At 62.6% G+C, this 13,223-nt stretch carries 12 protein-coding genes; 10 read left to right on the top strand and 2 right to left on the bottom strand.

Annotation, left to right across the window (positions count from 1 at the left end):
- The first annotated feature begins 41 nt into the window (after positions 1-41).
- From D8M36_RS02930 to purE, 6 genes are all read left to right on the top strand, one after another.
- A complete protein-coding gene (locus tag D8M36_RS02930) occupies positions 42-917 on the top strand; it encodes a biotin--[acetyl-CoA-carboxylase] ligase (RefSeq protein WP_161970192.1) in 876 nt (291 codons plus the stop codon).
- A complete protein-coding gene (locus D8M36_RS02925) occupies positions 877-1,986 on the top strand; it encodes an adenylate/guanylate cyclase domain-containing protein (RefSeq protein ID WP_126846554.1) in 1,110 nt (369 codons plus the stop codon). Before D8M36_RS02930 ends, D8M36_RS02925 begins: the two co-directional genes overlap by 41 nt.
- Positions 1,987-2,058: 72 nt before the next feature.
- Positions 2,059-2,757 carry a response regulator transcription factor gene (locus D8M36_RS02920; protein ID WP_065248141.1) on the top strand — a complete coding sequence of 233 codons (699 nt, stop codon included), beginning with the start codon at positions 2,059-2,061 and terminating at the stop codon, positions 2,755-2,757.
- Positions 2,758-2,776: 19 nt separating this feature from the next.
- Positions 2,777-4,237, top strand: a complete 1,461-nt coding sequence (locus D8M36_RS02915) for a sensor histidine kinase (RefSeq protein ID WP_065248140.1) — start codon at positions 2,777-2,779, stop codon at positions 4,235-4,237.
- 4 nt (positions 4,238-4,241) lie between these two features.
- The gene (locus D8M36_RS02910; RefSeq protein ID WP_174233094.1) at positions 4,242-5,435 is read left to right on the top strand and encodes a 5-(carboxyamino)imidazole ribonucleotide synthase; all 1,194 of its coding nucleotides are present in this window, start codon (positions 4,242-4,244) and stop codon (positions 5,433-5,435) included.
- Between the two features lie 3 nt (positions 5,436-5,438).
- The gene (purE, locus tag D8M36_RS02905; protein ID WP_126846552.1) at positions 5,439-5,954 is read left to right on the top strand and encodes a 5-(carboxyamino)imidazole ribonucleotide mutase; all 516 of its coding nucleotides are present in this window, start codon (positions 5,439-5,441) and stop codon (positions 5,952-5,954) included.
- A 101-nt stretch (positions 5,955-6,055) separates the two neighbouring features.
- Here purE and D8M36_RS02900 read toward each other — a convergent pair whose 3' ends face one another.
- A complete protein-coding gene (locus D8M36_RS02900; protein ID WP_153246496.1) occupies positions 6,056-6,493 on the bottom strand; it encodes a DUF2304 domain-containing protein in 438 nt (145 codons plus the stop codon).
- A 336-nt stretch (positions 6,494-6,829) separates the two neighbouring features.
- Between D8M36_RS02900 and D8M36_RS02895 the strand changes: the two genes are divergently transcribed.
- Complete coding sequence (locus D8M36_RS02895; protein ID WP_126846551.1) at positions 6,830-7,513, top strand: glycosyltransferase family 2 protein; 684 nt, start codon at positions 6,830-6,832, stop codon at positions 7,511-7,513.
- A 31-nt stretch (positions 7,514-7,544) separates the two neighbouring features.
- Here the strand turns inward: D8M36_RS02895 and D8M36_RS02890 are convergent, their stop codons facing one another.
- Entirely contained in the window at positions 7,545-8,417 is an 873-nt protein-coding gene (locus tag D8M36_RS02890) for an LCP family protein (protein WP_238638354.1), read from the bottom strand.
- Between the two features lie 564 nt (positions 8,418-8,981).
- Between D8M36_RS02890 and D8M36_RS02885 the strand changes: the two genes are divergently transcribed.
- The 3 genes from D8M36_RS02885 to glf all read left to right on the top strand — a co-directional run bounded on the left by D8M36_RS02885 (position 8,982) and on the right by glf (position 13,182).
- A complete protein-coding gene (locus D8M36_RS02885) occupies positions 8,982-11,018 on the top strand; it encodes an NAD-dependent epimerase/dehydratase family protein (RefSeq protein ID WP_161970191.1) in 2,037 nt (678 codons plus the stop codon).
- Positions 11,015-11,890, top strand: a complete 876-nt coding sequence (locus D8M36_RS02880) for a glycosyltransferase (protein WP_126846549.1) — start codon at positions 11,015-11,017, stop codon at positions 11,888-11,890. The genes D8M36_RS02885 and D8M36_RS02880 overlap by 4 nt, the downstream gene beginning before the upstream one ends.
- A 134-nt stretch (positions 11,891-12,024) precedes the next feature.
- Positions 12,025-13,182: a UDP-galactopyranose mutase gene (gene glf / locus D8M36_RS02875; protein WP_126846548.1), complete on the top strand. Its 1,158-nt coding sequence runs from the start codon at positions 12,025-12,027 to the stop codon at positions 13,180-13,182.
- The last annotated feature ends 41 nt before the right edge of the window (positions 13,183-13,223 follow it).

Raw genomic sequence — 13,223 nt, 5'->3', positions numbered from 1 at the left:
CTGGCACAATTGCTCTCGTGAGTGTACGCCATGCACGAAAAATGAGGGAGCAAAAGTACGTGAGCGAGCCGCTGCGCATTGAATACGTGCACTCGTGCACCTCAACCCTCGACATTCTTGCCGAACCGCCGTACGACGCGCTCGAAGCGCCATTTGCGCTCATGACTCTCGATCAGCGCGCGGGACACGGCCGTCAAGGTAGGCGGTGGCAGAACAGGCCGGGCGAATCGCTCGCGTTGACGGTTGCCTGGCCACTGCCGGCCCCGCAGCTTCGCGGCTGGTATCCGCTCGCGAGCGCGCTTGCCGTGCTCGACGCCTGTGTCGAGGTCGCGCCTGGGGCGCCTCTGCCCGGTCTTAAATGGCCAAATGACATCCTTTCGCCGGCGGGGGAGAAGATCGCGGGGATCCTCGTGCGCGTGGACGCGGGGCGTCTCCTCGCGGGAGTCGGAGTCAATCTCGCGGGGACGATCGAACGAGAACGCGAGGGGCTTGAGAAAGCGGCGACGCTCGCGAGTCTTGATTCGCGATACGGCGCCGCGCTCAGTGACCTTGAGGAACGCCGCGAGTTCGGCGAGGTGCTCGCGCGAAACATCGCGCGCATTTTCGCGCTCGTGGATTCTGGAGGAAGGGACTTTCGGGACCTGCGAACGCGGTATGCTGTGAACTGCCTCACTCTCGGGTCGCGGGTTGTCGTAGTCACACCGGCAGGTGCGCGGTACGACGCGCACGCGCTCGACGTTGATCCGACGGGCAGGCTCCTCGTGGAGAATGCGGAGCGAGGCCGCCACGCCCTCGACGCCGCCGACGTGCACCTTGCGCGCCCCGGAGGGGGAGAATCACCCGGCGGGCAAGGCGCGAATAAGACGAAAGGACCAGATGAGCATCGTTCACGATCGCGAGGAGCCGAGCGAGCATAGCGCCGAGGGAGCCATGCCGAATGCCCTCAACGAACGCTTCGCGCGCGTGCGAGGCGCTATCGGTGCCCTTGAGCGCTCCCTTCTCGACGGTGAACGGGAGTACTCCAGGCGCGACCTCGAAGAAGATTTCAATGTCGACCGGCAGCTCAGTACCGATTACTGGCGCGGGCTCGGCTTTTCGAACGTTGCCCTCGACACGACCGCCTTTACCGAAGACGACGCTGAAGCGATCGCCGACCTCGCCGCGCTCGTGAACGATGGAACGCTCAGCGACGATACGTTTGTCACGATCGTGCGCGGGCTGGGGTTTCACATGGGTCGTCTTGCCATGTGGCTCACCGAAGCCCTCGTGGACGATGCGAAGCAGCGCCACGATATGAGTGACACCGAAGCACGCATGCACATGCTTGAAACGGTCCCGCAGTTCATCGAGATCTTCGAGCACCAGGCCATCCACGTGTTTCGACGACAGATGTCGGCCTATACCGCGCGTGCGGGCGCCGAGATCCTGCGTACCTCGACGAGTGACTGGGACGATGAGTCGCTTCCCCTCCCGCGCGCCGTAGGCTTTGCCGACCTCGTGCAGTTCACGCGCCTTGCCCAGTCGATCGATGGGATCGAGCTCGCGGGTGTGATTAGGGACTTCGAAAACCTCACGCGGGATGTCATTTCCGACGGTGGCGGGCGCGTTGTGAAAACCGTGGGTGATGAGGTCATGTTCCTCGCCGACACGCCCGAAGACGGCGTGCGGATCGCACTCTCGATTGCCGAGAACATTAAGCGCCAGCCTTCGCTCCCGAACGTGCGCGTTGGCCTCGCCTGGGGGAATATGTTTTCGCGTTACGGGGATGTGTTTGGCCCCAAGGTCAACCTCGCCGCCCGTCTCGAAGGAATCGCCGAGCCCGGTGCAGTTGTGATCGACGGTGAAACAGCGGATCTCGTCGACCGCGCCTTCCCCGGCGGGTTCAGGCGTGTCGCAGAGTGGACAGAAGAACTGCACGGCATAGGGGAGACGACAATTGTGAGGGTCGAGCGAGCCGCGGCCTCGCTCATCGAGCGTCACTCGTGAGAGAGTAGAGAGTCGCTTGACGGCTCTCGCTTTTCACAGCGGGAGCACACGCATTTTGGTAAGGATGACTTCGTGACACGACTACTTCTCGTTGAAGACGATTCGGCGATCGCAGAGCCTCTCTCGCGCGCCCTCGATCGCGAAGGCTATTCCGTTGTGAGAGCGTCGCGAGGGATCGACGCGCTGACGATTGCCGCCACCGAAGGCCACATCGATTTCGTGATCCTCGATCTTGGCCTCCCCGATATCGACGGCCTCGAAGTGTGTAGGAGGCTGCGCAAGGGAGGCCTCGAGGCTCCCGTATTGATCCTCACGGCACGTGCCGACGAGGTCGACGCAGTCGTGGGCCTCGATGCAGGCGCCGACGATTACGTGACTAAGCCGTTCCGCCTTGGAGAACTTCAAGCCCGCATTAGGGCTCTTTTGCGTCGCACTCAGGTTGTTGAAGACACGAGCGCAAGCACGTACGACATCAACGGCGTAAGCCTCGACCCTTCGGCGCGCCGCGTGTACGTCGACGACGAGGAGCTCTCGCTCAGTGCGAAGGAATTTGATCTCCTCGCCGTACTCATGCGTGAGGCAGGCAGCGTTGTCACGCGTGACGATCTCATGCGTGAGGTCTGGGGTGCCGAATGGTGGGGTTCCACGAAAACGCTCGACATGCACATCTCGTGGCTGCGCCGCAAGCTCGGTGATGACGCGACGAGCCCAAGGCGCATCACGACCGTACGTGGCGTGGGCTTTCGCTTCGAAGACACCGACGCCCACTAGGGCGCAGTAGGCGCGAACGATGCAGCTTCGAGTTCTGCAGGCGACCCTCATGACCGTGCTCCTCGCGGTCCTCCTGCTCGGCATTCCCCTTGGCGCGGCGTGGCTTACAGCCGTGCGTGACAATCTCTCGGCGCAAGCCGGCACGTTGCTCCAAGACGTCATTTCGGAGACCGACCACCGGCTCAACGAAGGACTTCCGATCGATGAGACGATGCTCCAAGAAACCGTGGACCAAGTCGTCAACCTCGACGTCCAGATCGCGGTGAACTACCAAAACGCTGAGCTCGAAGCGGGCGAAGATGCCGGGCCTGATGCCCTGCAGCAGTCAGCGCAAGGGGTTAACGGTCAGATCGTCACCGTGCGAATCCCCCAATCCGACGTGCGCGCCCACACCGCAAGTGCATGGGTGCTTATCCTCGTGGCCGCGATCAGCGCGATCGCGATCGGCGTATCGGTCGCGCTGTGGCAAGCGCAAAGACTCTCGGCACCCCTCGTCCGTTTGACACGACGAGCCGAGGAGCTCGGGAGCGGCAGGAGCCGATCAGAGTGGAAGCCGAGCGGGATCGCAGAAATCGACACTGTCGCGGTTGAACTCACGCGTTCGGGTGCCATGCTCACAGAGAGGCTCGAAGCGGAATCTGCGCTCGCCTCTGACGCCTCCCACCAATTGCGCACACCCCTCACCGCGCTTTCCATGCGACTCGACGAGATCCTCGCGACGAGTTCGGAGGAGTGGGTACGTGAGGAAGCGCGCGTGTCACTCGAGCAGGTGGACCGCCTCACTCAGGTCGTCCATGACCTCATCAACGCGCCTCGCGCCTCACAGCGCCGCACCCCCGGCGTGGTCGACCTTCGGCAGGTGCTCGTGCAGCAAGCCGAGGAATGGAAACATGCCTTCCGCGGCGCGGAACGAGAACTGCGGATCCAGGTGCCGCACGCTGCTGCCGTGTGGGCATCGCATGGGCCGCTTACGCAGGTCATTGCCACGCTCATCGAGAACTCCCTTGCCCACGGCGGGGGTACTACGCGCGTCAAGGTTCGCCGCAATGAGCAATCCACCGTGATCGAGGTTTCCGACGAAGGCGAGGGGATTGATCCCTCGCTCGGTCAGCGAATTTTCGAACGTTCCGTTTCCGGTAAGGGCTCGAGCGGGACCGGCGTGGGGCTTGCCCTCGCTCGCACCCTCGTGGAAGACGACGGCGGTCGACTCGAGCTCATCGACGAACGCCCCGCGCGCTTTGGCATCTTCCTGTCGACGGCGCCCGCACCCGAGGATCCCGAGCTCGGAAACGCGGAGGGCCAGCAACCGTCGGCCCCAGCCAAACCCCACGGGCTTGTTGCGCGACGCGAAAAGCGGCGCGCGGAGCGGCACCAGCGAGAAGCCGCAGCCTCAGCGGCAACTACGCCTGAGGCATTGGCCACCGGCGCCGTGAGTGTTCCGCGCGTCGAAGACACAGGCGAGAGCGGCGCACTACACTAGCCGCGTGAGTACCCAACACGCCCCCACTCAGCCCAGCACGACCGAGAAGAAAACTGTGCGGCGACCGCGCATCGGCGTCATCGGCGGTGGCCAGCTCGCACGCATGATGATTCCCGTCGCGATCGAGCTTGACCTTGAACTCCACGTCCTCGCGACCTCCCCGGATGAATCGGCGGCGCGCGTGAGCCCACACGTGATGCTCGGGCATCACGATGACCCCGAAGCGGTCACGGCATTTGCGCGGAGCGTCGACGTCGTCACCTTCGACCACGAGCACGTCCCCACCGGTCTCCTCCACGCCCTCGAGCACGAGGGGGTTGCGGTGAGGCCCGGCCCGGAGGCCCTCGTGTATGCCCAGGACAAGCTTGCGATGCGCGCGCGGCTCACTGAACTTGGACATCCGTGCCCCGCATGGTGGCGGGTCGAAACTGAAGCTGACCTCGAAACCGCCCTCCGCAAGAGCGGGGGAGACCTCATCCTGAAGACCGCGCGCGGCGGCTACGACGGCCACGGGGTGAGGCGGGTTCGCGCCATTGAGGATGCGCGGGACTGGCTCAAGCGAGGCGAGCCGCTGCTTGCCGAGGAACGGGTTCCCTTCGTGCGTGAACTTTCAGCACAGGTCGCGAGGCGCCCCGGCGGAGAGATCGCCTCGTATCCCGTGACCGAATCCGAGCAAAAAGACGGCGTGTGCTTCCGCGTGAGCGCGCCCGCACCTGGACTCTCTGTCGAAGCCTCCACGCGCGCCCGTGACCTTGCCGCGAAAATCGCGAACGACCTCGGCGTGGTGGGAATGCTCGCCGTTGAGCTCTTCGAATACCCGGATGGGCGCATCGCCGTGAACGAGCTGGCGATGCGTCCCCACAACACGGGTCACTGGAGTATGGACGGGTGCGTCACTAGCCAGTTCGAGCAGCACCTTCGCGCTGTCGCGGATCTCCCGCTCGGTGACACCACGCCAACCTCCCCGTGGACCGTCATGGTCAATACCCTCGGTGACACGCGCGAGAACCTCGCCGAGGGAGCGCGCGAGGCGCTCGCGCACGACGCCGCAATCAAGGTTCACCTGTACGGCAAAAGCGTGCGTCAAGGCCGCAAACTCGGTCACGTCACGGCCCTCGGCACGGACCTCGAACAGACCGAGCGTCGTGCTCGCGCCGCGGCGCACACCATCGTGACCGGCGACGAATCGAAGGAATGACACATGAGTAAGAAGCCCCTGGTCGGTATCGTCATGGGGTCCGATTCGGACTACCCCGTGATGAAAGACGCCGAAGAACAGCTCGCCCATTTCGGCATCGCATGCGAGGTCGAGGTCGTGAGCGCCCACCGCATGCCCGAAGACATGGTCCAGTACGGACGCTCGGCGCACGAGCGCGGTCTCCGCGTGATCATTGCCGGCGCAGGCGGGGCCGCCCACCTCCCCGGGATGCTCGCCGCGCTCACACCTCTCCCCGTCATCGGTGTCCCGGTGCCTCTGCGCCATCTCGACGGCATGGATTCCCTCCTGTCGATCGTGCAAATGCCCAAGGGGGTGCCCGTCGCAACCGTGTCGATCGGTGGCGCTGCCAATGCCGGCTTGCTCGCCGCTCGGATTCTGGGCTCCGGAGATTCGGATATGGCGCGCGAGATCCGTGAAAAAATGGTGACGTATCAAACCGAACTGCGCGATCTCGCGTATGAAAAAGGTGCGAGGCTGCGGGAGTCCCGGGAAGCCTGAAGTTCGCCCGAACACGATAGCGGTGTGGGTGAGGGGCGTTCACATCTTTGTTTCTTCGCAAGGCTGCTGGGGGAGCATTCTCAAAGAAACACGCAGATCACTCAAGTGTTCTTCGACGACGTAAGCGCGTGGTTGCGGTAGGCCTCGGGTGATTCGGCCTCGGCAACTGCGACTTTGCGTGCGAGCTTGGTGGTGCGTTTCTCAGCGGTCTTTGTACGGGCTTCTTGCAATGCGATTAAGCCGAGAAGAACCACGACAGTGGCGTAAAGAAGCAGGTCGGTGCCTCGACCAACTCCCACAAACCGAGCGACGGTCGTGACGGAGGTCGGGAAGATCACGGCCAGCACGGCAAATGACATGAAGGCAAGAATGATGAGGCGCCTAATGGCGAGCTGCCTCGCCCCTCTCTTGATAAAAAGCCATGCGGTAATTGAGATGATGCCGAGGATAAGGAGAATTTGAATAATGAGGGTGCGATTCTCGACCACTACACCCACCGGTGAAGCCAAGACTGTTGCGAGGGCGTCGTGTGGTCTCACCAAGGCCTCCTGATTGTTACTTTCTTGCTGTTGTGGTGAATTCTAAGATCGGTCGCGAGCGTGCGTCGAGTGCGAGATGCGGTAACCGTGGCAAAATCGGCGGTCAGGACGCCAGTATCTCATTCGTCGTTAGCCTCGGTAGGTGAAACGAAGATCGAAAACGCATCTCGACTGGTGGAGCGTCTAAGGCGACGAGATAAGTGTAGGATTCCGTCGCGGTCGCAGGTGCGAGCAATAATTCTCGCCTACTCGACTAGAGTATCCTTTCCAAGGATGAGATCGCCTCGCCCGCATAGCGACTCTCGCAGCCCCGTCGATTTTCGCAAGGACTTTCTCATGACGTTAGGCCCAGAAGCCGACACCACGTGGTTCGTGATTCCTCTCTATAACGAGGCAGAGGTTATTGGTGACATCGTCTCAGACCTGCGCGAAACCTATCCCCTCGTGGTGTGCGTTGACGATGGATCGCACGATGCCTCGGCGGTCGAGGCCGAAGCTGCGGGTGCGGTTGTCGTGCGGCACCCCTACAACATGGGGCAGGGAGCGGCGATCAAGACCGGTATCGACTACGCGCTTCGGGACCCTTCGATGCAACAAATCGTGACGTTCGACGCCGATGGGCAACACCAGGTGAGCGATGCGGCGGCGATGATCGAGAAGATGAATGCGGAGAAGGTTGACTGTGTGCTCGGCTCACGATTCCTCGATAGCCGCACGAAACCCGGACTTCTCAAGCGCATCGTGCTGCGGATGGCGATCGTCTTCACAAACATCACGAGCGGCGTCCACCTCACCGATACTCACAACGGTCTTCGCGTGCTCAGCCGCCACGCGTGCGAATCCATCTCAATCGAGCAAAACCGTATGGCGCACGCCTCGGAAATCGTCTCGGAAATTGGCCGCAACGATCTCACGTACGCCGAATATCCGGTTCACATTCTCTACACGGATTATTCGAAATCGAAGGGGCAGCCGTTGCTGAACGCGATCAACATCGTCACGGACCTTCTCTTTAAGTAGAGCGCGTGAGCGTCGCTTCGTGCGGCGGTCTCTAGCCTTCGGGCTTCGATTCGGCCGAGCCGTCGGCGATCGATGAGAAGAACGCGCGCACGTCCTCGTCGTTAACTTTGATCGCGACCCCGGAGTGCTTCGTCTTGAAATTCGGGTCCTCGATAGGCATTGCGAGAACACCTCCAGAGTTGGGGGCTGCACGCATGACCAGGGCGGCACTTGCGAGGTCAATGAGGCCGGTGTCGTGATCGGTCACGAGGGCTTTCGTTCCCGCGCTTGCGAGATTCACCTGGGTGAGGGGATTGAGCAGGACGCCAGGTGAAGATGCCTTTTTCATCAGAGCGCTGACGAACTGCTGCTGGCGCTGCTGCCTGCCTATGTCGGCTGTGGGATCGAAATAGCGGGCGCGTACGAACGCGAGGGCTTGCTCACTGCCCACGTCGTGGCAGCCTTTGGTCATCTTGAGGCCCGAACGCACGTCATCGACATCGCGGTCGATGCAGAGGTTCACTGTGCCGATTGCATTGACGACATCCTCTACTCCGGAGAAGCCGATCACGACAAAATGATCGATCGTGAGCCCCGTGAGCTTCTCAACGGTTCTGACGAGAAGGGGGGCGCCACCCATCGAGTAGGCGGCGTTGATTTTGTGCGTTCCGTGCTCGGGAATCTCGGCAAGTGTGTCGCGTGGAATGGAAACGAGGTACTGCTTCCCGTTTGGTGCCTTGTGCAGCAGCATGAGGGTGTCGGTGCGCTGGGCGCCGCCCTGTTCGATGTCGGCTCCTGCAAGAAGGTAGGTTTCGCCTGGCGTATCGGCCGCTCCAGAGAGCGCGTCCGTGTGCGCGATTTTCGAATTTGCCCATAGCCCGAGTCCCACGGGCCACGCGAGCGCAATCACGACGACGAAGAGCACGATTGTGCGGGCGAGACGGAAAGTGCGTTTTCGGGAAAAGCCTTTTTTGCGCCGGGGCGGGGGGAAGGCCTGGCCGGTTGAGGCAGGCGCGGGCGGTCCTTGCCCATTCCGTCCGTCATTCGCGCGAGGACGCGAATCCATCTTCACAGCCCCCGGGCGCCCCTGGGTGCGGACCGGCGACATCTGGCGGGTGGGAGTCTCCGGAGCCGACGCCTGCTCAGCGTACGAGTCGCGCTTCCTTGGGGCGTGTGGCCGCGCGAGGGGGCGGGCCGATCCGCCTGCTCGGGCGCGCGAATGGCCGGGGCGCGGGCGGCCGTGGCCGCCGTCACGTGGGAAGTCACCCGTCATCGTGTTGACCTTTTCTCATCCGGAGAGTGCGGTTAGTCGCGCTTTGGCGCGCTCCCACAGTACACACCGCTCAGTGCAGAAACCCCAGAGGCGGGCTCGAGGTGAGGCATATTTGCGACGAGAAAATGGCGTGTACGCGCGAGGCTTGAGCCTGCTCCCCCGTAAAATCGGGCCTAGACTTTCGCGGCAAGCGCGGTGGTGAAGCGAGGAGACAACGTGTCAGGAAAAAGCCAACCGAATGGACCGGTGGACACCCTCGTTCTCGGTGGTGCAGGTTTCGCGGGTTCTCATATTGCCCGCGAGCTCCGCACGCACGGGTGGAATGTTTCGACCGCGGATATTCGGCCTTCGCATGAACACGGTTGCCACACCACTCTCGACATCCGTGACGAAAGGGCCCTGCGCGGCGCGCTTCGCGGCTGCGACACGGTCGTCAATGCTGCCGGTGTGCCCGACCCTTCCAGCGTCAGTGTGCGCACGCTCAATTCGATTCTCGTGGGCGGGGCGCGCTCACTCATCGCCGCAGCGGCGAGCGAAGGGGTGCGCACGCTCGTGTTCGTCTCTAGCGGTGTCGTCTACGGTGACACGGGGGAGGTGAGCGCGGACGAAACGGTCTCGCCCGCCCCCACCACAGCGGAGGGGCGCGCGTTTGCGGAAGCGGAACGGTTGTACGGACAGTGGGCGAGTGCGGGCGAAGGCCGACGCCTGGTAGTTTTACGCGCTGCCGAGCTTTTTGGCCCTGGATCTCACGCACGGGTTTCGCGGGTGATTGCCTCGCTCGTGAATTCGGGGATGGTCTCGCTTACGCCTACGGTGATCGCGCGCCCCCTGGCAAGCGTCGGAACACTTGCACGAGCCGCCCGTGCCGCCCTCGAACTGAACCCGCCTACCGGAGAGCCGTACGTCCTCAACGTCGCCGACTCTCCGCGCCTCGATGACCATGAGCTGCGCGCCCTCGTGCGTTCCATCGCGAAAACTGCGCCGTTTGCGCTTTCCCTGCCGGGCAGACGCCTGATGGCGCGCGCGGGACGCGCAGGTGAAGCAGTGCGCGCGAGCGGACTCGAGCTTCCGCGCCGGCTCGAAAGATTCGCGCTTGACGCGCGCCCGAGCGCCGAGCTTTCACGGGAAAAATTGGAGGTGCTTCTTCCTGAGCGCCCCTCACTCGAAGAGTCTCTGCGCGAGACCGTGAGTTGGGTGCGTGCGCAGGGAATGCCGAGCGGCCCCGATCATGCAATTCCGATTGCCGAGCGTTTCGTGCCCAGTGAGAGTGAGGCAGAAGAGGATACGCGTCGAGTCGTGGCGGTAGTGGTGACCTACAACCGCGCGGAGCTACTTGGGGAGTGTCTCGATGCTCTCCATTCCCAAACGAGACCCCTCGACGGTGTGGTGATCGTCGACAACGCGAGCACGGACCGTTCCGGCGCCGTCGCCGACGCTCACCCGATTGACGCCGACGTGGTTCACCTCAATCGCAACGTGGGCGGTGCCGGTGGCTTTTGTACGGGCATGGCGCATGCGCTCCTTGAGCACAGTCCTGATTTCCTGTGGATCATGGACGACGACACGGTCCCAGCGCCCGATGCGCTCGAGAAGCTCCTCGAGGTTGAGTGCAAGCTCGATGTTCACGCAAGCGTTCTCAGCTCGCTTGCGGTCTGGACCGACGGTAGACCACACCCCATGAATTCCTCGCGTACACGCCTCGGCACGAGTGACGCCGAGCTCGATCGCTACGCACAGCTTGGGGCGCGCCCCATCCGCACGGCGAGCTTTGTCTCGGCGCTCATTGCCGCCGAGGATGTGTGGGAACACGGACTCCCCATCGCCGACTACTTCATTTGGTCCGACGACTTCGAATACACGGGCCGTCTTTTACGCGACTCCCACGGTTTCGCTGTCGCCTCAAGCACGGTCGAGCACCGTACCCGGAAGTTTTCTAACGCCCAAACAAACCCCGGTTCGCGTTTCTACTTTGACGTGCGCAATCGACTGTGGGCGCTCACGAAGACCGAGTCATTCACGCCGATCGAAAAGGTGCTCTATGGCGGTAAGAGCGCACTCGGCTGGGTGCAGACCCTCGTGCGTACTCGCGCAGACGTGCTCCCTGTCGCGATGAAAGGCATGAGGGAAGGTCTCTTCACGTCGCCCAGGCGCTCGAGCGTGGTTCTTGCTGCCGACCCCATGAGTGCGACCGAGATCCGTGCTCTTGAGGCGTCGATTGATAGCGCCGAGCGTTCGCGAAGGGCTCTCACGTGAGCCCGCATCGTGAGCCTGAGGTAGATACTGATCTCACGGTCCTCATGCCGCTGTGGAAGGGGGACGATCCCGACCATGCGCGCGAAGCGCTCGCCTCCGCTACGCTTCACCAAACTATCGCACCAGGGCTTTTGCTTCTCGCGATTGACGGCCCACTTCCACAGGGGCTTGAAGAGGTCGTTTCCGAGGTGCTCGATGGTGATTACGGGCGCGCTCGCGTCGTGCGAAATAAGCGGCACTGCGGACTTGCGCAGACGCTCGACAGTGCACTCGCGCACTGTGAGAGCGCCCTTGTTGCGAGAGCCGACGCTGATGACGTGAGCCGCCCCGAGCGGTTTGCGGTGCAGCTTTCGGCATTACGCGACGGAGACCTTGACATTGTTGGGGCCTACATGCGGGAGATCGATGAGCGATCGCGGCCCCGCCGGAGCGAGGACGGCGAGGATCTCGTTCGCCGCCGTCCCCTCGCGCATGAAGAAATTGCACGCTACATGCGCGATCACTCACCGTTCCATCACCCCACGGTGCTCATGCGCGTGAGTGCTGTGCAAAAAGCGGGCGGGTATCGAGATGTTCCCCTCATGGAGGACTACGACCTTTGGCACCGCATGCTCCGCTCGGGCGCACGGATGGGGAACGTTCCCGACGTGCTCGTGGAATATCGCGTGAGCGCGAATCTCTACCGGCGCCGCGGAGGTCTCACCCTCTTTGTGAGTGACGTACGTATGCAATTCGCGATGCTCAAGAGCGGGACCACGAGCGTGTCGAGGGCCGTGCGGAATCTCTTCGGGCGCGCTGTGTACCGCACGATCCCGGCAGCGGTGCGCGATCGAGTCTACTGGCGCGTGATTGAACGCGGCCTCATGCGGTAGCGCGAAGCCTTTGCCCTCGCAGTACCACGTGATGTGACGAACCAGTGCCGTGGGGGCGGTGCGTAGACGTGATTATACGGGCGCGACCGCTATTGTGGGAGCGACCCATCAAGCCTCGAAGGGAAAGACACCCCATGAGTACGCCCGACCTCCTCATCGTCGGCTCCGGCCTTTTCGGCCTGACGCTCGCAGATCGCGCCGCACGCGAACACGGTGCAAAGGTGACCGTGATCGACAACCGCCCGCACATCGGCGGCAACGCCTACAGCGAGATCGATCCCGAGACGGGCATCGAGGTACACAAGTACGGCGCCCACCTCTTCCACACATCCAACACGCGCGTGTGGGAGTACGTGAACGAGTTCACGTCGTTCACCAACTATGTGCACCGTGTGTACACGACCCACAAAGGAATCGTGTACCCCATGCCGATCAACCTCGGCACGATCAACCAGTTCTTCAACGCAGCCATGACACCGGACGAAGCCCGTGCGTTGATTGCTGAACAGGCCGGTGCGTTCGCGGGTCAGGACCCGGAGAACCTGAACGACAAGGGCATCTCGCTCATCGGGCGCCCGCTGTATGAAGCTTTCATCAAGCACTACACGGGCAAGCAGTGGCAAACGGATCCGAAGAACTTGCCCGCTTCGATCATCAAGCGCCTTCCCGTGCGCTACACCTACGACAATCGCTACTTCAACGACACGTACGAGGGCTTGCCCACCAACGGGTACACGGCCTGGCTCGAAAATATGGCGGACCACCCGAACATCGAGGTTAAGCTCGGCGTGGACTACTTCGACGAGTCGCAGCCGTTCAATAAAAAGGACGTGCGCGGTCAGCTTCCCGTTGTGTACACGGGCCCCGTCGATCGCTACTTCGACTACGAACTCGGTGACCTTAAGTGGCGCACGATCGATCTCGAGTCCGAAACCCTCGAGACCGGCGATTTCCAGGGGACTTCGGTGATGAACTACGCCGATGAGTCCGTTCCCTTTACGCGCATCATCGAGCCGCGCCACTTCCACCCCGAGCGTGACTACGCGAAAGACAAGACGATTATCATGCGCGAGTACTCGCGCTTCGCGAGCCGCGAGGATGAACCGTACTACCCGGTGAATTCCGCAGATGACCGCTCGACTCTCCTCGAATACCGCGCGCGGGCTGAGGCTGAGCCCTCGACCCTCTTCGGCGGTCGTCTCGGCACCTACCAGTACCTCGACATGCACATGGCGATCGGTGCCGCGCTCTCGATGGCCGACAACAAACTTGAGGACCTTTTGCGCCGCTAGTTGTGCGCATCCCCCGTGACCCCGATGAGTGAAAAGAGCAC

Origin of the sequence: Dermabacter sp. HSID17554 (assembly GCF_003989295.1) — a bacterium.
Lineage (GTDB): Bacteria > Actinomycetota > Actinomycetes > Actinomycetales > Dermabacteraceae > Dermabacter > Dermabacter vaginalis.
The sequence above is the reverse complement of the archived record's forward strand: the minus strand, read 5'-3'. Positions and strand labels throughout refer to the sequence as shown.

Bases quoted from the DNA above. Each gene is read 5' to 3' on its own strand.
- glf (WP_126846548.1), top strand. From the start codon at position 12,025: ATGAGTACGCCCGACCTCCTCATCGTCGGCTCCGGCCTTTTCGGCCTG.
- purE (WP_126846552.1), top strand. From the start codon at position 5,439: ATGAGTAAGAAGCCCCTGGTCGGTATCGTCATGGGGTCCGATTCGGAC.
- D8M36_RS02895 (WP_126846551.1), top strand. From the start codon at position 6,830: ATGACGTTAGGCCCAGAAGCCGACACCACGTGGTTCGTGATTCCTCTC.
- D8M36_RS02925 (WP_126846554.1), top strand. From the start codon at position 877: ATGAGCATCGTTCACGATCGCGAGGAGCCGAGCGAGCATAGCGCCGAG.
- D8M36_RS02930 (WP_161970192.1), top strand. From the start codon at position 42: ATGAGGGAGCAAAAGTACGTGAGCGAGCCGCTGCGCATTGAATACGTG.
- D8M36_RS02915 (WP_065248140.1), top strand. From the start codon at position 2,777: ATGCAGCTTCGAGTTCTGCAGGCGACCCTCATGACCGTGCTCCTCGCG.